The organism is Isoptericola hypogeus (genome assembly GCF_039531145.1).
Lineage (GTDB): Bacteria > Actinomycetota > Actinomycetes > Actinomycetales > Cellulomonadaceae > Isoptericola > Isoptericola hypogeus.
Genome location: NZ_BAAAPM010000003.1, coordinates 1,512,135 through 1,533,747, shown reverse-complemented (window position 1 = coordinate 1,533,747; position 21,613 = coordinate 1,512,135). Strand labels below are relative to the sequence as shown.

Annotated in this window: 20 protein-coding genes and 1 riboswitch; of the genes, 16 read left to right on the top strand and 4 right to left on the bottom strand. The window is 74.8% G+C overall.

Annotated features, from left to right (window positions below; genetic code table 11):
* Nucleotides 1-43 precede the first annotated feature (43 nt).
* A complete protein-coding gene (locus tag ABD254_RS09165) occupies nt 44-865 on the top strand; it encodes an endonuclease/exonuclease/phosphatase family protein (RefSeq protein ID WP_344247778.1) in 822 nt (273 codons plus the stop codon).
* Nucleotides 862-1,356, top strand: coding sequence for a DUF6328 family protein (locus tag ABD254_RS09160; protein WP_344247776.1), 495 nt, complete (start codon nt 862-864; stop codon nt 1,354-1,356). Before ABD254_RS09165 ends, ABD254_RS09160 begins: the two co-directional genes overlap by 4 nt.
* Nucleotides 1,357-1,398: 42 nt before the next feature.
* On the opposite strand, the gene ABD254_RS09155 is transcribed toward ABD254_RS09160, so the two are convergent.
* Nucleotides 1,399-1,827, bottom strand: coding sequence for a CBU_0592 family membrane protein (locus ABD254_RS09155; RefSeq protein WP_344247774.1), 429 nt, complete (start codon nt 1,825-1,827; stop codon nt 1,399-1,401).
* Nucleotides 1,828-2,013: 186 nt separating this feature from the next.
* Between ABD254_RS09155 and ABD254_RS09150 the strand changes: the two genes are divergently transcribed.
* The 7 genes from ABD254_RS09150 to ABD254_RS09120 all read left to right on the top strand — a co-directional run bounded on the left by ABD254_RS09150 (nt 2,014) and on the right by ABD254_RS09120 (nt 10,044).
* Nucleotides 2,014-2,919 carry a LysR family transcriptional regulator gene (locus ABD254_RS09150; RefSeq protein ID WP_344247772.1) on the top strand — a complete coding sequence of 302 codons (906 nt, stop codon included), beginning with the start codon at nt 2,014-2,016 and terminating at the stop codon, nt 2,917-2,919.
* 102 nt (nt 2,920-3,021) lie between these two features.
* Complete coding sequence (locus ABD254_RS09145; protein WP_344247770.1) at nt 3,022-3,846, top strand: HdeD family acid-resistance protein; 825 nt, start codon at nt 3,022-3,024, stop codon at nt 3,844-3,846.
* Nucleotides 3,847-3,874: 28 nt separating this feature from the next.
* Nucleotides 3,875-3,998: riboswitch (glycine riboswitch) on the top strand.
* Nucleotides 3,999-4,191: 193 nt separating this feature from the next.
* The gene (gene gcvPB, locus ABD254_RS09140; RefSeq protein ID WP_425553695.1) at nt 4,192-7,278 is read left to right on the top strand and encodes an aminomethyl-transferring glycine dehydrogenase subunit GcvPB; all 3,087 of its coding nucleotides are present in this window, start codon (nt 4,192-4,194) and stop codon (nt 7,276-7,278) included.
* 87 nt (nt 7,279-7,365) lie between these two features.
* Nucleotides 7,366-8,514 (top strand): glycine cleavage system aminomethyltransferase GcvT, encoded by a 1,149-nt coding sequence (gene gcvT, locus ABD254_RS09135; RefSeq protein ID WP_344247766.1) that lies wholly within the window; start codon nt 7,366-7,368, stop codon nt 8,512-8,514.
* A gap of 88 nt (nt 8,515-8,602) precedes the next feature.
* On the top strand, nt 8,603-8,971 hold the full coding sequence (gene gcvH / locus ABD254_RS09130) for a glycine cleavage system protein GcvH (RefSeq protein ID WP_344247764.1): 369 nt from the start codon (nt 8,603-8,605) through the stop codon (nt 8,969-8,971).
* A gap of 302 nt (nt 8,972-9,273) precedes the next feature.
* On the top strand, nt 9,274-9,504 hold the full coding sequence (locus ABD254_RS09125; protein WP_344248528.1) for a helix-turn-helix domain-containing protein: 231 nt from the start codon (nt 9,274-9,276) through the stop codon (nt 9,502-9,504).
* Between the two features lie 99 nt (nt 9,505-9,603).
* Entirely contained in the window at nt 9,604-10,044 is a 441-nt protein-coding gene (locus ABD254_RS09120) for a (deoxy)nucleoside triphosphate pyrophosphohydrolase (protein ID WP_344247763.1), read from the top strand.
* On the opposite strand, the gene ABD254_RS09115 is transcribed toward ABD254_RS09120, so the two are convergent.
* The gene (locus ABD254_RS09115; RefSeq protein ID WP_344247762.1) at nt 10,035-10,625 is read right to left on the bottom strand and encodes a P-loop NTPase family protein; all 591 of its coding nucleotides are present in this window, start codon (nt 10,623-10,625) and stop codon (nt 10,035-10,037) included. The two genes, ABD254_RS09120 and ABD254_RS09115, sit on opposite strands and share 10 nt — an antisense overlap.
* A gap of 113 nt (nt 10,626-10,738) precedes the next feature.
* Here ABD254_RS09115 and ABD254_RS09110 point away from each other — a divergent pair, with 113 nt between their 5' ends.
* From ABD254_RS09110 to ABD254_RS09100, 3 genes are all read left to right on the top strand, one after another.
* The gene (locus ABD254_RS09110; RefSeq protein ID WP_344247761.1) at nt 10,739-13,645 is read left to right on the top strand and encodes an FAD-binding and (Fe-S)-binding domain-containing protein; all 2,907 of its coding nucleotides are present in this window, start codon (nt 10,739-10,741) and stop codon (nt 13,643-13,645) included.
* 116 nt (nt 13,646-13,761) lie between these two features.
* Nucleotides 13,762-14,229, top strand: a complete 468-nt coding sequence (locus ABD254_RS09105; protein ID WP_344247760.1) for a hypothetical protein — start codon at nt 13,762-13,764, stop codon at nt 14,227-14,229.
* A 96-nt stretch (nt 14,230-14,325) separates the two neighbouring features.
* Nucleotides 14,326-14,943, top strand: a complete 618-nt coding sequence (locus ABD254_RS09100) for a DUF305 domain-containing protein (RefSeq protein ID WP_425553693.1) — start codon at nt 14,326-14,328, stop codon at nt 14,941-14,943.
* A gap of 110 nt (nt 14,944-15,053) precedes the next feature.
* Here the strand turns inward: ABD254_RS09100 and ABD254_RS09095 are convergent, their stop codons facing one another.
* Nucleotides 15,054-16,250, bottom strand: a complete 1,197-nt coding sequence (locus ABD254_RS09095; protein WP_344247758.1) for an alpha-D-ribose 1-methylphosphonate 5-triphosphate diphosphatase — start codon at nt 16,248-16,250, stop codon at nt 15,054-15,056.
* A 151-nt stretch (nt 16,251-16,401) separates the two neighbouring features.
* On the opposite strand from ABD254_RS09095, the gene ABD254_RS09090 reads away from it, so the two are divergent.
* Genes ABD254_RS09090 through ABD254_RS09075 form a run of 4 tightly spaced genes read left to right on the top strand, consistent with a single transcriptional unit; the run spans nt 16,402 to nt 20,826 of the window.
* On the top strand, nt 16,402-17,379 hold the full coding sequence (locus ABD254_RS09090; RefSeq protein ID WP_344247756.1) for a phosphate/phosphite/phosphonate ABC transporter substrate-binding protein: 978 nt from the start codon (nt 16,402-16,404) through the stop codon (nt 17,377-17,379).
* A gap of 2 nt (nt 17,380-17,381) precedes the next feature.
* Nucleotides 17,382-18,158, top strand: a complete 777-nt coding sequence (gene phnC / locus ABD254_RS09085; RefSeq protein WP_344247754.1) for a phosphonate ABC transporter ATP-binding protein — start codon at nt 17,382-17,384, stop codon at nt 18,156-18,158.
* Nucleotides 18,155-19,795, top strand: coding sequence for a phosphonate ABC transporter, permease protein PhnE (phnE, locus tag ABD254_RS09080; RefSeq protein WP_344247752.1), 1,641 nt, complete (start codon nt 18,155-18,157; stop codon nt 19,793-19,795). The genes phnC and phnE overlap by 4 nt, the downstream gene beginning before the upstream one ends.
* Nucleotides 19,771-20,826 carry a zinc-binding dehydrogenase gene (locus tag ABD254_RS09075; protein WP_344247750.1) on the top strand — a complete coding sequence of 352 codons (1,056 nt, stop codon included), beginning with the start codon at nt 19,771-19,773 and terminating at the stop codon, nt 20,824-20,826. The genes phnE and ABD254_RS09075 overlap by 25 nt, the downstream gene beginning before the upstream one ends.
* Before the next feature lie 23 nt (nt 20,827-20,849).
* On the opposite strand, the gene ABD254_RS09070 is transcribed toward ABD254_RS09075, so the two are convergent.
* Entirely contained in the window at nt 20,850-21,587 is a 738-nt protein-coding gene (locus tag ABD254_RS09070) for a GntR family transcriptional regulator (RefSeq protein WP_344247748.1), read from the bottom strand.
* Nucleotides 21,588-21,613 lie beyond the last annotated feature (26 nt).

Sequence of the window (21,613 nt, the reverse complement as noted above, 5' to 3'; positions counted from 1 at the left end):
CAGGATGGGGCTACCTCGGCGGCGGACTGGGAGGAGGGCCTTGGTGATCCGGCTCGTGACGGCCAACATCCAGCACGCGCTCGTCGCCGGCGCGCGCACGGACCTGGACCGGCTCGGCCACGCCCTGGCGGGGCTCGACGGCGACGTCGTCGCGCTGCAGGAGGTGGACCGCGGGCAGACGCGTTCGGGGGATGCCGACCAGGCGCGCGAGCTCGCGGCGGCGCTCGGCACGAGGGAGCACCGGTTCCTGCCCGCGCTGGTCGGACCGTTGGCGCCGTGGTATCGCCGCCGTCGCGCGACCGCGGCCGACCTCGACCACGCCGCTCACCCGGGCCACGCGCCTGACCTGCCCGGATACGGCATCGCGCTGCTCTCGCGCCATCCCGTGCGCGCGTGGCGACCGATGCGGCTGCCCGGGCCGAACGTGCCAGGCCTGCCACCCCTCGGCGTGGACGAGCCGCGCGTCGCGCTGGCCGCGGCCGTCGCGACGCCCGACGGCACCGTGACCGTCGTGACGACGCACCTGTCGCGGGTCGACCCCTGGAGACGCGCGCAGCTGCGCGCGCTGCGTCACCGGCTGCGCCACGCACCCCGACCGCTGGTGCTGCTCGGCGACCTCAACACGCGCGACGCCGTCCCCGCCCGGCGCACGGGCTGGCGCGAGCTCGTGCACGTGCCCACCTACCCCGCCGCCCGGCCGTGGCTGCGGATCGACCACGTACTGACCGACGGCGACGTCCGGGCCGCCGCGGCGGCCCGCGCCGTGGACCTCGGCGTCAGCGACCACCGCGCGGTCGTCGTCGACGTCGTGCTCGGCAACGACGAGACCCCGCACCACGCCAAGGACGGAGCACGGGACGGATGAGCGACGACGCGACCGGCAGCACGACCGACCGCCCGCACGGGCGGCCGGAGACCCCCGAGCAGCGCTCCGACCGCAACTGGAGCGAGCTGCTGCAAGAGCTGCGCGTCATGCAGACCGGGGTGCAGATCCTCACCGGGTTCCTGCTGACGCTGCCGTTCCAGCAGCGGTTCGCGGACCTGGACACCTACCAGATCACGCTCTACCTGGTGCTCGTGGTGCTGTCGGTCGCGACGACCGGGATGCTCGTCTCCCCCGTCGCGCTGCACCGCGCCCTGTTCCGGCGCCACCTGAAGAAGGAGATCGTCACCGGCGGCGACCGGATGACCCGCGTGGCGATCGTCCTCATGGCGTTCGTCATGACCGGGGCGGTGATGCTGGTCTTCGACGTCGTCGTGGGGCGGACGGCGGGCCTGGTCGTCGGCGGTTCGATCCTCGGGGTGCTGCTGGTGCTGTGGGTCGTGGTGCCCGTGGTCGTCCACCGGCGCAGCTGAGCGCGCCCCGCGTCGCGAGGACGGCAGGACGCCGCGGCGAGGTCAGGCGGCCAGGTCCACGCGCTCGGCCGGGACCAGCTCACCGGGCTCGGCCGCGACGAGCTCGGCCGGGACGAGCTCGACGGCGTGGCGACCGGCGGTCGGGTCGTCGGCGCCGTCGATGACGGTCGCGACGCCGGCCGCCCCCGTCACCTGCGCGAGGGCCGCGCGCTCGGCGCGGCGTGCGCGGGCGATCGCGCGGAGGGCGCCGGCGCCGATGACGACGGCGGCGACGTTGGCGAGCGCCGACGGCCAGATGCCGTTCATGACGGCGATCATCAGCATCACGGCCGCGCCGCCGATGTTGGCGACCTGGAACGCGAGCGAGTCGGCCGTCCAGCGGCCCTTGCTCACCATGCCGTAGGCGAGGACGACGGCGATGGCGCCGACCCACCCGAGGGCAGTAATCACGGTCAGCAGGGAGATCGTCATGACGGGCACCTCCGGGTAGGTCGGCATGGCACAGCGGTGCCATGCGGAAGGATGGATCTGAGGGTGTGGGGCGCCGTCTCCCGAGTCCGGGAGCCGGTCGTGCCGGCCGGCGCCGTGACCATTCTGAGACACGATCGGCCTTCAGCGCAATCAAATCTTTCTGCGACCGGCAGTTAGGATATCTACATGGCTACCGACCCACGAAGGCTTGCCTTTCTCCTTGCCGTGCACCGTGCCGGGGGCGTGCTCGCGGCAGCAGATCTTCTGCATGTCACCCCGTCGGCGGTGTCCCAGCAGATCGCCCGTTTAGAGGCCGAGGAGGGCATCGCCGTCCTCGACCGCGGGCCGCGCGGCGTGACGCTCACCGCCGCGGGCCGCGTCCTGGCCGAGGCGGGCGAACGCATCGAGGGCGAGCTGCTCGAGGCGCGCCAGGCCATCGCGGCGCTCGGCGAGGGCGTCGCCGGGACCGTCGTGCTCGGCGCCTTCCAGTCCGCGATCCGTGCGGTCGTGGCGCCCATGCTCGTCGACCTCGCCGAGCAGTACCCCGGCGTCGAGGTCGACGTGCGCGAGCACGAGCCCGCGGACGCGATCAGGATGCTCCGCGCGGGCGACCTCGACGTCATCCTGCTCGAGCGCGACGTCGACGTGGACGCCCCCGCCCCGCGCGGCGTGCACGACGTGCCCCTGATCGACGAGCCGTGGCGCGTCGTCGTGCCCGCGGCCATGCCCACGCCGGAGCGGCTCGACGACCTGCGCGACCTGCAGTGGATCGGCGCCGTGCCGGACACCGCGGCCGACCGTGCCCTGCGGCGGCTCGCGCGCACGCTCGGGACGTCGGTGACCACGCGGCACTCCTACTTCGACTTCGACACGGCGCTCGCCCTCGTCGCAGCGAACCAGGGGGCGGCGATGCTCCCCGCGCTCGCGCTCGAGAGCGACGTCCCCGAGGGGGTCGAGGTGGTGGGCCTCGCCGGGCTCGGGTCACGACGCATCGTCGTGCGGCACCGCGCCACCCGGCACGAGCCCGGGCCCGCGGTGCGGGCGGTCGTCGACGCGATGGTCGAGGTCACGCGGGACCGCGAGCTGGCCTGACAGGCGGCGTTCCGGCCCGCTCCGCCGTCGTCTCGACGGGCGGCCCGGCCGCACGGCTCCTAGCATCGCCACCAGGGAAGTCGCACCGCTGGGGAGGCCGACATGTCCGACGACACGAGCGCCGTGCCGCTGTCGCAGCGCACGATCGGGACCGCGCGGCGGCTGTGGGGGCTGGTGTACCTGCGCGCCGTCGCGTACCTGGCGGGCGGCGTGGTGCTGTTCCTCAACCCCGACGAGGGACTGGTGTGGTTGCGCTGGCTGATCGGGCTGGTGATCCTCGTCCAGGGCATCCTGCTGATCGTCGAGGGGCGGCCGACCAAGGGCGAGCCCTCGGCCGAGAGCGCCGGCGACGAGGTGAGCTGGCGGTTCGTCGTCGGCATCGTGAGCGTCGCCGCCGCCCTGGTCGTCGTGATGTGGCCGTCGATGAGCGCGCAGGTGCTGTACCTCGTCGTCGGGATCTGGGCGTGCGCCGCGGGGGTCAGCGGCATCATCGGCGGCCTGCGGGGCCGCGCGCTGCGTGCGCTGGCCTGGGACTGGCAGCTCGCCAACGCCGTCCTCTGGCTCGTGCTGGGCGTGCTCATCTTCGCCCGCCCCACCGACGACACGGTGACGATCGCGCTGCTCCTCGCCCTCTACCTGGTGCTCGCGGGGGCCGTGATCCTCGTGGGCGGGTTCGCCAGCACCACCCGGGTGCGCGACGAGCGCAAGGGGCGCGCCGCACCGGTGGCGGGAGCCGCGCCGTCGGGCCGGCCGGAGACCCCGCCGTCGGGCCGGGCGGACACCCCGCCGTCGAGCCGGGCGGAAACCCCGCCGTCGAGCCCTCCGGACGGCCCGGTGCACACCGACCCGGCCGGGGAGCCGGGCACGGGACCAGCAGGGACAGGCGCCGCCGGTCCGCGTCACGACGACGAAACCCGGCACGGGTAGGATCGACGCCACAACGCAACACGCTGTTCGAACCGCGTCGGGAGAGTTCGCGCCGCGACGTCGGGCCGGTCCGCCGGCCCTGCGCGCGGCCGGCGCCGAAGGAGCAATCCCTCCCCGGGAATCTCTCAGGCACCCCGTACCGTCGCGGCGAGGCAACTCTGGAAAGCGGTCCGCCGCTGGCGACCGGCCCCGGCCGGCAGCCCGCGAAGGACCCACCGACGGTGCAAGTCGGCGCGCCCCGTCGTCGCCCGCGACCTGCGATCACGCAGGAGCGGGCGGTGCCAAGGCGGACCGGCAAAACTCTCAGGTCGACGTGCGACCGGGCCTGGCCCGGCACGCAGTCCGATGACAGAGCGGGGAGGGACCGATCGTCCCTGCCCGCCATTCCCGGACCGACCTCACGGAGCGCTCGACGTGACCACCTCCCCCGGATCCCCCGCGTACGACCCCGACGTCTTCGCCGACCGCCACCTGGGCCCCCGCGGCCGCGAGGTGCGGGTCATGCTCGACGCGCTCGGCTACGACACGCTCGACGCCCTCGTGGACGCTGCCGTCCCGAAGACGATCCGCACCGACCGCCCGCTCGCCCTGCCGGCGGCCCGCACCGAGGCCGAGGTGCTCGACCACCTGCGCGACCTCGCGTCGAAGAACCAGGTCAAGAAGCAGATGATCGGGCTCGGGTACTACGGCACCGCCACTCCCCCGGTGATCCGCCGCAACGTGCTCGAGTCCCCCGCCTGGTACACCGCCTACACGCCGTACCAGCCGGAGATCTCGCAGGGGCGCCTGGAGGCGCTGCTCAACTTCCAGCAGGCGGTCGAGGACCTCACGGGTCTCGAGGTCGCGGGCGCGTCGCTGCTCGACGAGGCGACCGCCGTCGCGGAGGCCGTCGCGCTGATGTGGCGGGCGTCGCGGGCGAAGTCCGGGTACGTCGTGCTCGACGCCGACCTGTTCCCGCAGAGCCTCGCGGTGACGCGCGGTCGGGCGGAGGCGATCGGCCTGCCGGTGGTCGTGACCGGGCTCGACGGCGGCCTGGCGGCGGGGCTCGAGGCCGCCGTCGCCGCCGGCGGCGAGCTGCCCGACGGCGACCTCGTGGGCGTGGTGCTGCAGCAGTCCGGGGCGTCGGGCCGGGTGCTCGACGCGCGCGGCGTCGTCGCCGAGGCCAAGGAGCGCGGCGCGCTCGTGACGATGGCGACCGACCTGCTCGCGCTGACGCTGCTCGTCTCCCCCGGCGAGCTCGGGGCGGACGTCGCGGTCGGCTCGGCCCAGCGCTTCGGCGTCCCGCTGTTCTACGGCGGCCCGCACGCCGCGTACATGGCGGTCCGCAAGGGCCTGGAGCGGCAGCTCCCCGGCCGCCTCGTCGGGGTGTCGACCGACGCCGACGGCGCGCCGGGCTACCGGCTCGCGCTGGCCACCCGCGAGCAGCACATCCGCCGCGAGAAGGCCACGAGCAACATCTGCACCGCCCAGGCGCTGCTGGCCATCGTCGCGTCGATGTACGCCGTCTACCACGGCCCGCAGGGCCTGAAGGCGATCGCCGAGCGCACTCACGCCCGCGCGGTTGCGATCGCGGACGGCCTGCGCGCCGCCGGCGTCGATGTGGAGCACGAGCACTTCTTCGACACGGTCCGCGCCGTGGTCCCCGGCCGCGCCGAGCAGGTCGTGACGGCCGCTGCCGCGGCGGGCTACAACCTGTACGTCGCGGACGCCGATCATGTACAGATCGCCTGTGACGAGACCACGACCGCCGCGGACGTCGCCGCCGTCCTCTCCGCCTTCACCAGCGTGCTGGGGAACGGGGCCGGCGCGGAGGCCGACGCGGTGCACCGAGCGGCGGGGGAGCCAAGCCCGCCCGCGGATGTAGAAGTTCCCGAAGTGGAGGGCGCCCTGGCGCCCGTGAACGCATCCGCGCGCGGACTTGGCTCCCCCGCCGCGGACCTGCCGACCGCCGTCACCCGCGCGACGCCGTTCCTCGAGCACCCGATCTTCCACCAGCACCGGTCCGAGACGTCGATGCTGCGCTACCTGCGCCGCCTGGCCGACAAGGACCTCGCGCTGGACCGCACGATGATCCCGCTGGGCTCGTGCACGATGAAGCTCAACGCGACGGCGGAGATGGAGGCCATCAGCTGGCCGGGCTTCGCCGACATCCACCCGTACGTGCCCGCCGACCAGGCGCGCGGCTACGCGGAGATGATCGACGCGCTCGAGTCGCAGCTGGCGGAGATCACGGGCTACGCGGCGGTCTCGGTGCAGCCCAACGCCGGCTCACAGGGCGAGTTCGCCGGCCTGCTGGCGATCAAGGGCTACCACCGCTCGCGCGGCGAGTCGCACCGCGACCTGGTGCTGATCCCGGCGTCGGCCCACGGCACCAACGCGGCGTCGGCGGCCCTCGCCGGCCTGCGCGTGGCCGTGGTCGCGACGGCGGACGACGGCGAGATCCAGCTCGACGACCTGCGCGCGAAGCTCGAGGCGCACGGCGAGCAGGTGGCCGGGATCATGATCACGTACCCGTCGACCCACGGGGTCTACGAGGAGCACGTCCGCGAGGTCTGCGAGCTTGTACATAATGCAGGTGGTCAGGTGTACATCGACGGGGCGAACCTCAACGCGCTCGTCGGGCTCGCGCGCCCGGGCGAGTTCGGCGGCGACGTCTCGCACCTCAACCTGCACAAGACGTTCTGCATCCCGCACGGCGGCGGCGGCCCCGGCGTGGGCCCGGTCGCGGTGGCCGCGCACCTGGTGCCGTTCCTGCCCGCGGACCCCACCCCGGGGGCCGAGGGCAACGGCACCCCGCCGGTCAGCGCCGCGCCGCACGGCTCGGCCGGCATCCTGCCGATCTCGTACGCCTACCTGGCGCTCATGGGCCCGGACGGGCTGACAGAGGCCTCCAAGGCCGCGGTGCTGACCGCCAACTACGTGGCGGCGCGGCTGAACGAGCACTTCCCGGTGCTGTACACGGGCCCGGGCGGGCTCGTCGCGCACGAGTGCATCCTCGACCTGCGCGCGCTGACGGCCGCGACCGGGGTCACGGCCGAGGACGTCGCCAAGCGCCTCATCGACTACGGCTTCCACGCCCCGACGCTGTCGTTCCCCGTGGCGGGCACGCTCATGGTCGAGCCGACCGAGAGCGAGGACCTGGCAGAGCTGGACCGGTTCGTCGACGCCATGGTCGCCATCAAGGGCGAGATCGACCGCGTCGCGGCGGGGGAGTGGGCCGTGGACGACTCGCCGCTTCGGCACGCGCCGCACACCGCGGCGAGCGTCGTCACCGACGAGTGGACCGCGCCGTACTCCCGCGAGCTCGCGGCGTTCCCGGTCGCAGGGCTGCGACAGACGAAGTACTGGTCGCCCGTGCGCCGCATCGACGGGGCCAAGGGCGACCGCAACCTCGTGTGCTCCTGCCCGCCGCCCGAGGCCTTCGCCGTCTGATCGTCGGTCGAGCCTGTCGAGACCACGGGTGTCTCGACAGGCTCGACCGACGGGACTCGACACGCTCAACCACCGAGAGGAGCCTCGATGACCGAGGACCAGAAGACTCCCCTGCACGACGAGCACGTCGCGCTCGGAGCGAGCCTGACCGGATTCGGCGGCTGGCTGATGCCGCTGCGCTACACCTCCGACCTCGCCGAGCACCGCGCGGTGCGCGAGGCAGCAGGCCTGTTCGACCTGTCCCACATGGGCGAGATCCACCTCACCGGCCCGCAGGCGGGCACCGCGCTCGACCACGCGCTCGTCGGCGCGGCGAGCAAGATCGGCGTCGGCCGTGCCCGGTACTCGATGATCTGCGCGCCCGACGGCGCCGTCCTCGACGACCTCATCGTGTACCGGCTGGCCGACGAGCACTTCCTCGTGGTCGCCAACGCCGGCAACGCCGTGCGCGTCGCCGCCGAGCTGGTCGCGCGCGCCGCCGCCTTCGACACCGTCGTCGACGACCGGTCGGCCGCCACGGCGCTGATCGCCGTCCAGGGGCCGCGGGCCGAGGAGATCCTCGCGGGCCTGACGGCGCCCGTCGACGTCGACGCCGTGCGCGCGATGAAGTACTACGCGTCCGCGCCCGCGACCGTGGCCGGGGTCGAGGCGCTCGTCGCGCGGACCGGGTACACCGGGGAGGACGGCTTCGAGCTGTTCGTGCCCGCGGAGCGGGCCGGCGACCTGTGGCGGGCGCTGCTCGCGGCGGGGGAGGGGCACGGGCTCGTGCCCGCGGGACTGTCCGCCCGCGACTCGCTGCGCCTCGAGGCCGGCATGCCGCTGTACGGCCACGAGCTGGACGAGACGACCACGCCGTTCGAGGCGGGCCTCGGCCGCGTCGTGAAGCTCGACAAGGTGACCGACGACGGCGAGCCGCTGCCGTTCGTGGGCCGCGACGCGCTCGCCGCGCGGGCCGAGAGCGCGCCCGCGCGGGTGCTCGTCGGCCTCCGCGGCGAGGGCCGCCGCCCCGCCCGGGCGGGCTACGACGTCGTCCGGCGCGGGCTGGACGGCGAGGCCGGCGCCGTCGTCGGGCACGTGACGTCCGGCGCGCCGTCGCCCACGCTGGGCTTCCCGGTCGCGATGGCGTACGTGACGCCCGAGGTGTCGGCCGAGGGCACGGAGCTGGCCGTCGACGTGCGCGGACGCGCCGAGCCGTTCGTCGTCGTCAGCATGCCGTTCTACAAGAAGCGCTCGTAGGACGATCGTCCTCGTCCGTCCCGCCCGTAGGACGATCGTCCTGCACCCCCCGAGCACCAACCGAACCGTCCTGGACAAGGAGCACCCCATGGCCGACTTCCCCGCCACCCTGCGCTACTCCGCCGAGCACGAGTGGGTCGACGACGCGTCGCCCGCCACCGTCGGCGTGACCTCCGTCGCCGCCGACGCCCTGGGCGACGTCGTCTACCTCGAGCTGCCCGAGGTCGGTGCGTCGATCGAGGCCGGCGCCGTCGTGGGCGAGATCGAGTCCACCAAGTCGGTCTCGGAGCTGTACTCGCCCGTGAGCGGCACCGTCGTCGAGGTGAACACGGCCGCGGTCGACGACCCGGCGCTGGTCAACTCCGACCCGTTCGGCGAGGGGTGGCTGTTCAAGGTGGACGTCACCACCCGTGGCGAGCTCATGTCGGCCGAGGAGTACGCCGCCCAGGCCGGATGACGGCGCTCTGAACCGGCCGTGACCAAATTGTGATTTGGCGCTTCGGCCCGGGCATGATTGACCTGTACAACATTGTGACCTGCACAAAGACCGTCGGGGACGCCTCTGGTGGTGCGTCCCCGACGGTCTGGACGTTCTCATGACGCAACTGTTGTCGTTCACCCGCGTCATGAGAGCGCGGTTTGCCGCTCCACATCAATGACGGCTTCCCCAAGGTCGACCATCGGTCGGCAGCCGTCTGTGGAGGAACGACCATGAGCACGATCGAGCTGGAGCCCCTGACCGCGACGCTGTCGAACGCGATGTCGAGTGCGATGTCGAGCGTGATGCCGAGCGCCACGCTGACGCGGCGCGAGCGGGTCATCCTGTCCAACCTGTCCGAGGACGTGACCCTGGAGCAGATCGCGACGAAGCTCTTCGTCACGCGCAACACGGTCAAGTCCCAGGTGCGCAGCGTCTACCGCAAGCTCGGCGTCTCCAGCCGGGCGGAGGCCGTCGCGTGGGCGCGACGGGCGGGTATCCGGCAGAGCTGACGGCGCGGAACCGGGAGGCCCTGCACGACGCCAGGGAGGACGTCGGCGCGGGGCCTTTCCCTGGCCGGTGCGAGTCCCGCGGATGGCAGAATCGCGGGCATGACCTCCCGCCGCCTCGTCGTCGCCGCCGCGATCGTCGACGACCTCGAGCGCCCGACGCGGCTGCTCGCCGCCCGGCGCAGCCGGCCGGCGGCGATCGCCGGGCGGTGGGAGTTCCCGGGCGGCAAGGTCGACCCGGGGGAGACGCCGGTCGAGGCCCTGCACCGCGAGCTGGGCGAGGAGCTGGGCGTGCGCGTCGAGCTCGGCGCCGAGCTGGTGGGCCCCGACGACGGCGCATGGATCATCACCGACCGGCACGTCCTGCGCCTGTGGCGCGCGATCGTGACCGACGGCGATCCGCGGCCCCTCGTGGAGCACGACGCGCTGCGGACCCTGGACCGCGCAACCCTGTACGACGTCGACTGGCTGGACGGCGACGTGCGGATCGTGCGGGAGCTCGAGCAGATCCTCGACGACCCCGTCGACGCCGGCTACCGCTGAGGCCGGGGTCCTACGGCGGCGCCGTCGGGAAGACCGGTGACCCAGCGGTCGACCTCGCGGCGGCTGTGCAGGCGCACCACCGTGAGGTGCGGCGCCTCGACGGCGAGCAGTCGGTCCAGGCCTCGGAACTTGTTCCGCGTGCGCCACGCCCACCGCAGGATGTGGTCCTGGTCGGTGAAGACCGTCCGCAGCGGCGGCTCGACGTTCCCGTTCCACAGCACCGTGCGCCGCAGCCGGCGGGACACCGTCCGGCGCACGACCTGCCGCATCACGACCCGCACCGGCAGGTCCAGCCAGACCAGCAGCTCCGCGCGACTCAGCAGCAGGGACCGGACCTGCCGGTACTGCCACTCCGTGACCCAGGCGTCGCCGTCCGCGAGCGCCCGCACGTCGGCCTCGAACTCGGGTCGAGGCGTCCAGCCCGGGCCGTGGTGCAGGGAGTCGAGCTCGGTGTGCGGCACGCCGAGGGCCGCTGAGACCCGCCCGGCGAGCGTCGTCTTGCCGGAGCCCGACGTGCCCGCGACGAGGATGCGCCGGGGTGGGGTCGGGGTCGGGACCGTCGGGGCAACCTCGTCATGCACCGGCCGATCATGCCCTAAGGGGGAGTCGACCAGGTCCTTCCTCCGGGGTTCTGCGGTCGAATCCCGGAGGAACCGCATGCTCGGCGGGACGCGACGTGTGCTGGGATGGCCCCATGAGCTCACCGACGAGCCCGCAGGTCCGCCCGACGTCCGGCTTCGAGCTGCGCACGGACCTGCTCAGCCGGGTCGCGCACGCGCACGACGCGTCGCACTACCTGCTGCGGCCCGAGGTGGTGGTGCGCGCCCACGACCGCGACGGCGTGGCCGGCGCGCTGCGCGAGGCGCGGCGGCGCGGCCTGCCCGTGACGTTCCGCTCGGGCGGCACGAGCCTGTCCGGCCAGGCGTCGGGCGCGGGGATGCTCGTGGACACCCGCACCCGGTTCACGCGCGTCGAGGTGCTGGACGACGGCGCCCGGGTGCGGTGCGAGCCCGGCGCCACGCTACGCCTGGTCAACGGGCACCTCGCCCGGTACGGGCGGCGGCTGGGCCCCGACCCGGCGAGCGAGATCGCGTGCACGATCGGGGGAGTGGTCGCCAACAACTCGAGCGGCATGACGTCGGGAACCGCGCGCACGGCGTACCGGACGGTGGAGTCGATGACGGTGGTGCTGCCGAGCGGCACCGTCGTGGACACGGGCGCCCCGGACGCCGACGCGCGGCTGGCCGCCGTCGAGCCGGGGCTGCACCGGGGGCTGGCCGAGCTGCGCGACCGCGTGCGGGGGAGCGCGACGATGCGGGCTGAGGTCGAGCGGCAGTTCGCGATGAAGAACACCATGGGCTACTCGGTCAACGCGCTGCTCGACCACGACTCCCCGGTGAAGATCCTCGAGCACCTGCTGATCGGCTCCGAGGGCACGCTCGGCTGGGTCGCCGACGCCACGTTCCGCACCGTCCCGCTGCTTGCGCACGCGGCGACGACGCTGCTGGTCATGGACTCGCTCGAGCGCGCCACGGACGCGCTGGCGCCGCTCGCGGCGTCCGGCCCCGAGGCGATCGAGCTCATGGACGCGGCGTCGTTGCGGGTGGCGGCGGCCGACCCCGGCGCAGACCCGTCGATGCGCGCGCTCGCCGGGAGGATCACCGGCCAGACGGCGTTGCTCGTGGAGTACCGGGCGCCCGACACGGAGTCGCTCGCGCCGCTGCAGGAGGCCGCCCGCGCCGTCGTCGACGGGCTGCGTCTCGAAGTCCCGGCGACCGTCGGCACCGACCCCGCCACCCGCGAACGCCTCTGGCGCGTCCGCAAGGGCCTCTACACCGCGGTGGCCGGCGCGCGGCCGGCGGGGGCGACGGCGCTGCTGGAGGACGTCGTCGTGCCGGTCGCCGACCTCACCGTGACGGTCCGCGACCTCGGCGGCCTGTTCGCCCGGCACGGGTACGACGACGCCGTGACGTTCGGGCACGCCAAGGACGGCAACCTGCACTTCATGATCACGCCGCGGCTCGGCGACGCTGCCGAGCTGGACCGGTACGCCGCGTTCAGCGACGACCTCGTCGACCTGGTCCTGGGCCACGGCGGCTCGCTCAAGGCCGAGCACGGCACCGGGCGGATCATGGCGCCGTTCGTGCGCCGCCAGTACGGCGGCGACCTGTATGCGGTGATGCGCGAGGTCAAGCGGCTGTTCGACCCCGCCGGGCTGCTCAACCCGGGCGTCGTGATCAGCGACGACCCGCGGGCGCACCTGCGCGACCTCAAGGTCGAGGCGTCCGCCGGGGGCGACGACGCGCCGCTCGTGGACCGCTGCGTCGAGTGCGGCTACTGCGAGCCCGGCTGCCCGTCGCGCACGGTGACGACGACGCCGCGCCAGCGCATCGCGCTGCTCAAGGAGCTGGCGGTGGCGCCGGCGGGCGAGCGCGAGGAGCTCGAGCGCGCCTACCGCTACTGGGGCGTGCAGACCTGCGCCGCGGACTCGATGTGCGTGCAGGCGTGCCCGGTCGGCATCGACACCGGCATCGTGATGAAGGGCCACCGGGCGCGGTCGACCCCGGCGGTCGTGCAGCGCGGGGCGGCGGCGGTCGCCGACCGGTGGGGCCCGACGGTCGACCTGCTGCGCGGTGCGCTCGGCGTCGTGCAGGCGGTGCCGACGCCGGTGGCGCGGGCGGCGTCGGAGGTGGCGCGCGGCGTCGTGGGCACCGACGTCGTGCCCCGGGTGGACGCCGACCTGCCTGGCCCCGGTCGGCAGCGCACGAAGGGCGACGTGGTCGCCGACGACGGCAGTGCTCCCCGCGCGGTCCTGTTCGCCTCGTGCATGGGCGAGCTGTTCGCCCCCGCCTCACCGCTGGTTGAGCCTGTCGAAACCGGGTCTCGACAAGCTCGACCGGCGAACATCGGCGCGGAGGCCGCCTTCCGCGTGCTCTGCGAGCGCGCCGGGATCGGCCTCGCCGTGCCGGCGGGGATCGGCGGCCTGTGCTGCGGCACGCCGTGGGCGAGCAAGGGCCTGCCCGACGGCGCGGCGCTGATGGCGCGGCGGGTGCTCGACGCGCTGTGGGCGGCGTCGGACGGCGGCCGGCTCCCCGTGGTGTGCGACGCGTCGAGCTGCACGCACGGGCTGGTCGAGACGCCGAAGCACCTGGACGACGCGGACCGCGTGCGGTTCGGGCGGCTGCGGATCGTCGACGCCGTGACGTTCGTGCGCACCGACGTGCTGCCGGCGCTCGCGGCGCGGGGCGTCGAGGTCGCGCGGGAGGCGAGCGTCGTCGTGCACCCCACGTGCGCGACGGTGCACCTGGGTGCGGTGGACGACCTGCGTGCCGTGGCCGCCGCCGTCGCCGACGACGCCGTGGTGCCCGCCGCGTGGGGCTGCTGCGGCTTCGCCGGGGACCGCGGGATGCTGCACCCCGAGCTCACCGCGGCGGCGACGCTCGCGGAGGCGTCGGAGGTCGCCGTCCGGGAGGGCGAGCAGCCGGGCGGGCGGTTCGACGCCTACGTCTCCAGCAACCGCACCTGCGAGATGGGCATGTCCCGCGCCACCGGCCGCGACTACGTGCACGTGCTGGAGCTGCTGGAGGCCGCGACCCGCTGAGCACGGGTCGGGTCGGCGATCCGTACCCAGGTCGGCAGACATGTGTGCCGACCTGGGTACATCCTGCCGACCCGGTGACGCGACGCGGGGCACGGTCGGTTCGCTACAGTGCCGGGATGGTCCGCGCCGCCCGACGTCTCCTGGCCCTGCCGGGGCGACGGTTCGCGGGCGCCCTGCTGGTCCTGCTCCTGATCGCCGGCGTCGTGCTGATGCACGCGATGAGCGGCTCGTCGGGCACGCACCTGCCGGCCCACGCGACCGTCGCCGTCGCGCACGGGACGGACCACCACGGGACGGACCACCACGCGGCGCCCGCGCCGGACCGCGACGCGCCGGCCTCCGCGACCGTCGCCACGACCCACGACACCGGGGCCGGCGCGTGCGACGGCGGCTGCGGTCACCACGAGATGGTGACCGCGATGTGCCTGATGATCCTGGCCGTGCTCCTCACGCTCGCCCTCCCGGGCGGGCGCGGCCTGCTGCTGGCCGAGGTCCCGTGGCGGGGCCTGGGACTCGCGGTCCTGTCCCACGCGCGACGGGCGCACGGCCCGTCCCTGCACGCCCTGGGCATCTCCCGGACGTAGACCCACGTCGTCCCGCGGCGCGCCCTCACGCGCCGCCCGGCACCGGGCCACACGGCCCGGCGTGGCAGCTACTCCGAGAGAAAGGCCCAGACCCTCATGCCGCACACCCTGATGAAGCGCGCCCTCGTACCCGCGCTGTCGCTCGCCGTCGTCGCCGGACTGACGGCGTGCTCAGACGCCGAGGACGCCGGTCACGACATGGACGCCATGACGAGCCCGACGAGCGCTCAGTCGTCCGAGCCGCCGGCGGAAGACTCGGCGTCGTTCAACGACGCGGACGTGACGTTCGCGCAGATGATGATCCCCCACCACGAGCAGGCGATCGCGATGTCCGACGTGCTGCTCGCCAAGGACGGGATCGATCCGGAGGTCGTCGACCTGGCCCGGCAGATCAAGGCGGCCCAGGGCCCCGAGATCGACACCCTGACCCGGTGGCTCGACGCGTGGGGCGTCGAGCCGACGTCCGGCGGTCACGGCTCGATGGACGGGATGATGTCCGAGGAGGACGTGCAGGCGCTCGAGGAGGCCCAGGAGGCCGAGGCGCAGCGCCTCTTCCTTAAGCAGATGATCGTCCACCACGAGGGCGCCGTCGAGATGGCGCGCGCGGAGGTGGCCGACGGCCGGGATCCGCAGGCGGTGGCGATGGCGCAGTCCGTCGTCGACACGCAGAGCGACGAGATCCGGGCGATGGAGGGCCTGCTCGCCGGCGGGTGACCCTCGCCGTGCGTGCTCCGGTCACCCGGACCCCACACTCGCTCCCGCCCGCCCGAAGGACTGCCGCAGTGGCGGAGCTCGGCGGCTCCTGGCCGTCGCCGCCGGTCCGGTCAGGCGCGCAGGGCCGCGACGACCGTGGGCCACCGCCCCGCCCGGCGGACCAGCAGCACGTCGGCCCGAGCGCCCGGAACCAGCGCTCCGCGGTCGTCCAGCCCGGCGGCACGCGCCGGCCCGGAGGTCACGAGCGCGACGGCGCCCGGCAGGTCGGTCAGCCGCTCGCGGACCAGCACCTCCACCGCCGTCAGCAGGGACGACGGCACGTAGTCCGACGCGAGCGCGTCGACGAGGCCGCGCGCCACGAGCTCACGGGCGGAGACGTTGGCCGCGTGCGAGGAACCGCGCACCGCGTTCGGCCCGCCCGCCACGACGTGCAGCCCGTGCTGGCGTGCGGCGCGCGCGGCCTCGAGCGTCGTCGGGAACTCCGCGACGGCGCCTCCTCGCGCGACCAGCGCCTCGACGTCCCCCCGGGTCTCCGGGTCGTGGCCGGCGAGCCGGACGCGGCCCGCGCGAGCCCACGCTCCCAGCCGTTCGAGCGCGGCGGTCGCGACGTCCGCCCGTTCCTCGCGCTCCGCCCGCCACGCCACCACGTGCCGGCGCGCGTCGGACGGCGCCATGCCCTCGCGCTCCACGAGGAAGCGCTCCATCGTCGCGGGGTCGGCATACTGCCCGATGCCGGGGGTGTGGTCCTCGTGGGAGACGAGCGGCGGCACGTCGCCGGCGTCGCCCGCCAGGGCCGTCTCGAGGTCCGTCAGCCCCGCGAGGCACCGCACGTCGAGGCGGTGCAGCACGCGCGCGCCCGCCGCGGCGGCGACCGGGTCGCGCAGCGCCGCCAGCACCGGCCCCGGCCCGGGCTCGCCCGCGGCGAGGCCGACGGGGGAGCGTTCGCCGAACGGCACGCCGTGGAACGCGGTGAGGACGCCGCCGGCCGCGAGCCGGTCGCCGGCCGTCCGCACCGCGAGGTCGAGCGGCAGGTCCGCCCCGGGCCGCGGCCGGCGCTCGTGCGCGAGCACGTCGGTGTGCACGTCGACCAGACCGGGCAGGCACCAGGCGCCGCCGCCGTCGAGGTCCGCCCGGAAGCCCGGCGGCCGCTCGCCCACCTCGGCGACGCGGCCGCCGTGCACGACAAGCCGCGCGTCGTCCACGACCCGGTCGGGCAGGACGGCGCGGACGCCGGCGAGCGTCCACTCGGCGGGCGGGGCGCCGATCGGCCAGGGGGCACCGGTCGTGGGGCGGAGTGTGGTGGGCACGGGCGCATGTTGTCCGGACGACCTGGCGAGACGGTTAACGAGGCTTCATGCGTCGTTCACCTTCCCGGGGCCGCCCCTTCTCCGCGGGCTCCCAGACTCCTGGTCGGCGCCGGTCGCGGCGCCCACGCGGAGAGCGACCACCGGAGACGTCATGAAGACCACCAGGACCACCCTCGCCGCCGTCGCGCTCGCCGGCGCCGCGGCCCTCACGCTGTCCGGCTGCGGGTCGCTGGGCTCGGCGTCCGCCGGCGGCGGCACCACCGACCAGGGCTTCCCGGAGGTGCTGCGCCTCGGCGCCATCCCGGCGGAGAACTCGACGAACCTCGCCGAGGGGTACGAGCCGATCATCGCGATGCTCGAGGAGGAGACGGGGGCGAAGGTCGAGGTCAGCCAGGCCTCCGACTACGCGGGCGTCATCGAGGGCCTCATCGCCGACAAGGTCGACCTCGCCTTCCTCGGCTCGTTCGGGTACGTCCTCGCGACCCACAACGACGCCGCGGTCACCCCGCTCGCCGCCGTCATCGCGGAGAAGGGCGCGGAGCCGGGGTACTTCTCGCTCGGCATCACCCAGGGCGACAACGACGACGTGGACGGCCTCGAGGACTTCGCCGGCAGGTCCGTCTGCTTCGTGGACCCCGGGTCGACGTCCGGCTTCCTCTACCCGACCGCAGGCCTGATCGACGCGGGCGTCATCTCCTCGGGCACCGAGAAGGACGTCGCCGCGGGCGTCGAGCCGGTGTACGCGGGCGGCCACGACGCGTCCGCGCTGGCCGTCGCGTCGGGCGACTGCGAGGTCGGCTTCGCCATGCAGTCGATGGTGGAGGACACGCTGCCGGCGGCCGGCGACCTCGCCGAGGGCGACCTCAAGCAGGTCTGGAAGTCCGAGACGATCTCCGGCTCGCTCTTCGTCGGCAACGACGCCCTCGGAACCGAGGTGAACGAGAAGCTCACGACGCTGCTGACCGAGAAGGCCAACGCCGACTACCTGCGCGAGAACGGCTTCTGCGACGGTGACTGCCTGCTCACGGACGAGGACGCGTGGGGCTTCGTGCCCGCCGAGGACGCGGACTACGACGGCACGCGCGAGGTCTGCACCATCACCAAGTCCGACAAGTGCGAGGAGGGCTGATCATGCCGACCGCCGACGAGTCCCTGGTGCGGGTCCGCGGCCTCCGCAAGGAGTTCGACGGGACCACGGCCCTCGCCGGGGTGGACCTGGACGTGGCGCGCGGCGAGCTCGTCGTGCTGCTGGGGCTGTCCGGCTCCGGCAAGTCCACGCTGCTGCGCTGCCTCAACGGGCTGCACCGCCCGAGCGGCGGTGAGGTGACCGTGGCCGGCACGCGCGTGGACCGCGCGTCCTCTCGTGAGCTGCGGCACCTGCGCACCGAGGTCGGCTTCGTGTTCCAGCAGTTCAACCTGGTGGGCCGGCTCACGTGCCTGGAGAACGTGCTCGTCGGGGGCCTGGGCCGCGTGCGCGGACCGCGCTACGGGGTGTCCACCTACTCCCGCCGGATGCGGGCGGAGGCGATGGCGCACATCGAGCGCGTCGGGCTCGCCGACCAGGCGTACCAGCGCGCCGACACGCTGTCCGGCGGGCAGCAGCAGCGCGTGGCCCTGGCGCGCACGCTCATGCAGCGCCCGCAGCTCGTGCTCGCGGACGAGCCGGTCGCCTCCCTCGACCCGGAGAACGCCGGCACCGTGATGGACCTGCTCGTGCGGGTCTGCGCGGAGGAGGGGCTGACGGTGCTGTGCACGCTGCACCAGGTGGACCTCGCGCTCGGCTGGGCCGACCGGCTCGTCGGCCTGCGGCAGGGCGAGAAGGTGCTGGACCGGCCGACGGCCGGGCTCACCAAGGACGAGGCGATGGCGATCTACCGCCGGGTGGAGCCAGCGGCGGTGGTGGCATGACGGCGGCCCCCGTGGCGCCCGCCCCGGCGCCGCCCCGGCTCGACGACAGCGCGGGCCGCGGTGTCGGCCCGGGCCCCGACCTGCTGCGCCCGCCGCCCGGCGCCCGGCACCGGGCGATCCGGTGGCTCGCGGGCGGCGGCGTGCTGCTCACGCTCGCCGCGTCGTCGGCGATCGGGCTCGACCTTCCGACGCTCGTCGCCGGCGGCGAGGACGTGGCGAACCTGCTCGGGAGGATGGTGCCGCCGGAGCTGTCGGACCCCGCCCGCATCGCGACGCTCGCCGTCGACACGGTGCTGATGGCGTTCCTCGGCACAGTGCTCGCGACGGTCCTGTCCGTGCCGCTGGCCTTTCTCGCGGCCCGCACGACGACACCGCACCCCGCGGTGGCGACGGTCGCCCGCGGCGTCATCACGTTCTGCCGCGCGGTGCCGGACCTCGTGTTCGCGGTCCTGTTCGTGCGGGCCCTGGGGCTCGGCGTGCTTCCGGGAGTGCTCGCCCTCGCACTGCACTCGGTGGGGATGCTCGGCAAGCTGTTCGCCGATGCGATAGAGAGCGCGGACCCGGGCCCGCGCGAGGCCGTGCGCAGCGTCGGCGTGGGCCGCGTGCGCGAGCTGCTCAACGGCGTCGTCCCGCAGGTCGTGCCCGCCTGGGTGTCCGCGTTCGTGTACCGCGTCGACATCAACCTGCGCACCTCCGTCGTGCTCGGGTTCGTCGGTGCCGGCGGCATCGGCTTCGCGCTCCAGGACGCGCTGCGCGGCCTGGTCTACCCCAAGGCCATGGGGATCGTGCTGGTGATCCTCGTGCTCGTCGCGGGCATGGAGCTGCTGTCCGTGGCGATCCGCCGCACGCTGCTGGCACCGCGCCACCCGCGGTACGGGCGCGACCGCGCGGTCCGGTTGCTGGTTGGGGGCGCCGCCGGCGTCCTGCTCGTCGCCTCGTTCGTCCGGCTCGACATCGACCCGTCCACGCTCGTGACCTCCGTGCCCGACCTGCTCGCCGTGGCCGGACGCACGTTCCCGCCGGACCTCACCACGCTCGGGCCCGCGCTGTGGGAGGCCATGCTCCAGACCCTCGCCATCGGGCTGTCCGCCACCGGCATCGGCGTGCTGTTGTCGCTGCCGCTCGGCCTGCTCGCGGCCCGCAACGTGGCGCCGCACCCGCTGGTCTACGGCGTCGCGCGGACGGTGATCCTCGTCGTGCGCGCGATCCCCGAGCTCATCCTCGCGGTGGTCTTTGTCGCCGCCGTCGGGCTCGGGCCGGTCGCGGGCGCCGTCGCGCTCGGCATCGGGTCGATCGGCTTCCTCGGCAAGCTCGTCGCGGACGCCGTCGAGGAGATCCCGCCCGGCCCCGCCGAGGCCGTCCGCTCGGTCGGCGGGGGCTGGTGGAAGGTGCTGTTCTCCGCCGTGCTTCCCCAGGGGATGCCGTCGATCGTCGGGTCGGGCCTGTACCTCCTGGACGTCAACATCCGCACCTCGACCATCCTCGGGATCGTCGGCGCCGGCGGCGTCGGCTTCCTGCTCTTCGAGGCGGTCCGCACCCTCCACTTCCAGGTGGCGGGCGGGATCGTGCTCCTCGTCTTCGTCGTCGTCCTGCTCATCGAGAGGCTCTCCGGGTGGATCCGCGCTCAGCTGTCCTGACCACCGTCGCGCTGTGGGAGGGCGGCGACGCCGTCCGTCTGGTCGACGTACCCCTACCTGCGCTCGGGCCCGGCGAGGTGCTGGTCCGCGTGCTCCTCGCCACCGTGTGCGGCAGCGACCGGCACACCGTCTCCGGGCGACGCACGTCGCCGTCGCCGTCCGTGCTGGGGCACGAGGCCGTGGGGGAGGTCGTCGAGGTCGGCCCCGGCGGAGCCGTGGGCGACGACGGCGGCGCGCTCGCCGCGGGCGACCGGGTCGTGTGGGGCGTCACCGTGGCCTGCGGCGAGTGCGACCGCTGCCGCGCCGGGCGCACGGCCAAGTGCCGGTCCGTGCGCAAGGTCGGCCACGAGGCGTTCGACTCGGCGTGGCCGCTGTCCGGCACCTACGCGCGGCACCTGGTGCTGCCCGCCGGCGCGACGATCGCCCGGGTCCCCGTGACCGTGTCGGACACGCTCGCCGCCCCCGCCGGGTGCGCCACCGCCACGGTCATGGCCACGGTCGAGGCGGCGGGCCCGCTGGCCGGCCGCCGTGTGCTCGTCAGCGGCGCCGGCATGCTCGGCGTGGCCGCCGTCGTGGCGGCGCGGGACGCCGGTGCCGCGACGGTCGTCGTCACCGACCCCGACCCTGCCCGGCGCGACGTCGCCGCACGTTTCGGCGCCTCCGCCACCCCGGGCACCGACGAGCCGGTCGGGACGGTCGACGTCGCGATCGAGCTCTCCGGCGCGAGCCAGGCGGTGGCCCGCTGCCTCGACGCGCTCGACGTCGGCGGCCGGCTCGTCCTGGCCGGGTCCGTCGCGCCCGCCCCCGCCGTGGCGCTCGACCCGGAGCGGGTGGTGCGGGGCTGGCTCACCGTGACGGGCGTCCACAACTACGAGCCCCGCCACCTGCGCGCCGCGCTCGGGCTGCTGGACCGCACCCGGGACGCCGTGCCGTGGGACGAGCTCGTGACGCCCGCCGCGCCGCTCGCCGACGTCGGCGCCCTCCTCACCGGGCCGGCCGGCACGGCGCCGCGCGCGGCGGTGGTGCCGTGAGCACTCCCGCGGCGGCGGCCCGCTCAGGTGTCGCGGCCGTGGCCGAGCTCCAGCACGACGCGCACCGCGTCGGCGCGCACCCACCGCTCGGTGGACAGCAGCGGCCGCCCGCCCGCGCCGTCGCGCGCGAGGCTCGCCATCAGCCACGCGGGGTCGCCCGGCCGGCAGCCCAGGCCGTCGCTCGCCTCCTCGGGGGCGGGCTCCACGCTCGCCCGGGTCCACGCGCGCTCGGGCCGCACCCCGGCCGTCTCCCGCAGGATGGTGTCCAGCGACTCCTCGAGCCGCAGGGCGGTGGGCAGCTCGGGCACGAGGTCGGCGGTGAGCCACTCGACCCCCCACGCGGCGGGCATCTCGTCGATGTGCGACCGGCGCACCAGCCGGAACCCGCGGGTGCCGGTCGGCACCTCCAGCGCCGCGGCGACGTCCGGCGGCAGCGGGACGGCGTCGCACGCGAGCACGACGGTGCGGGGCTCGGCGCCCGCCTCGCGCAGGGTGCGGCTCCACGACGGCGCCCGGCCCGGCGCGACCAGGTAGTCGACCCGCCGCCGGGTGAACGTGCCGAGGCCCTGGATGCGGCTCACGAGCATCCGGCGCTCCAGCTCACCCAGCGCGGCACGCGCGGCGGCGCGCCCGACCCCGAAGCGCCGGCCGACCTCCGCCTCGGACGCCACCCGCGTGCCGGACGGCAGGTCCGCGAGCTCGTCGGCGAGCACCCGTACGATCTGGGCCGACGACCCTGCCGGCACGCTCTGTCTGGCCACGCCCGGACCGTACCCGGCCCAGGTGG

Bases quoted from the DNA above. Each gene is read 5' to 3' on its own strand.
- ABD254_RS09160 (WP_344247776.1), top strand. From the start codon at position 862: ATGAGCGACGACGCGACCGGCAGCACGACCGACCGCCCGCACGGGCGG.
- ABD254_RS09155 (WP_344247774.1), bottom strand. From the start codon at position 1,827: ATGACGATCTCCCTGCTGACCGTGATTACTGCCCTCGGGTGGGTCGGC.
- ABD254_RS09150 (WP_344247772.1), top strand. From the start codon at position 2,014: ATGGCTACCGACCCACGAAGGCTTGCCTTTCTCCTTGCCGTGCACCGT.
- ABD254_RS09145 (WP_344247770.1), top strand. From the start codon at position 3,022: ATGTCCGACGACACGAGCGCCGTGCCGCTGTCGCAGCGCACGATCGGG.
- gcvPB (WP_425553695.1), top strand. From the start codon at position 4,192: ATGACAGAGCGGGGAGGGACCGATCGTCCCTGCCCGCCATTCCCGGAC.
- gcvT (WP_344247766.1), top strand. From the start codon at position 7,366: ATGACCGAGGACCAGAAGACTCCCCTGCACGACGAGCACGTCGCGCTC.
- gcvH (WP_344247764.1), top strand. From the start codon at position 8,603: ATGGCCGACTTCCCCGCCACCCTGCGCTACTCCGCCGAGCACGAGTGG.
- ABD254_RS09125 (WP_344248528.1), top strand. From the start codon at position 9,274: ATGTCGAGTGCGATGTCGAGCGTGATGCCGAGCGCCACGCTGACGCGG.
- ABD254_RS09120 (WP_344247763.1), top strand. From the start codon at position 9,604: ATGACCTCCCGCCGCCTCGTCGTCGCCGCCGCGATCGTCGACGACCTC.
- ABD254_RS09110 (WP_344247761.1), top strand. From the start codon at position 10,739: ATGAGCTCACCGACGAGCCCGCAGGTCCGCCCGACGTCCGGCTTCGAG.
- ABD254_RS09105 (WP_344247760.1), top strand. From the start codon at position 13,762: ATGGTCCGCGCCGCCCGACGTCTCCTGGCCCTGCCGGGGCGACGGTTC.
- ABD254_RS09100 (WP_425553693.1), top strand. From the start codon at position 14,326: ATGCCGCACACCCTGATGAAGCGCGCCCTCGTACCCGCGCTGTCGCTC.
- ABD254_RS09090 (WP_344247756.1), top strand. From the start codon at position 16,402: ATGAAGACCACCAGGACCACCCTCGCCGCCGTCGCGCTCGCCGGCGCC.
- phnC (WP_344247754.1), top strand. From the start codon at position 17,382: ATGCCGACCGCCGACGAGTCCCTGGTGCGGGTCCGCGGCCTCCGCAAG.
- phnE (WP_344247752.1), top strand. From the start codon at position 18,155: ATGACGGCGGCCCCCGTGGCGCCCGCCCCGGCGCCGCCCCGGCTCGAC.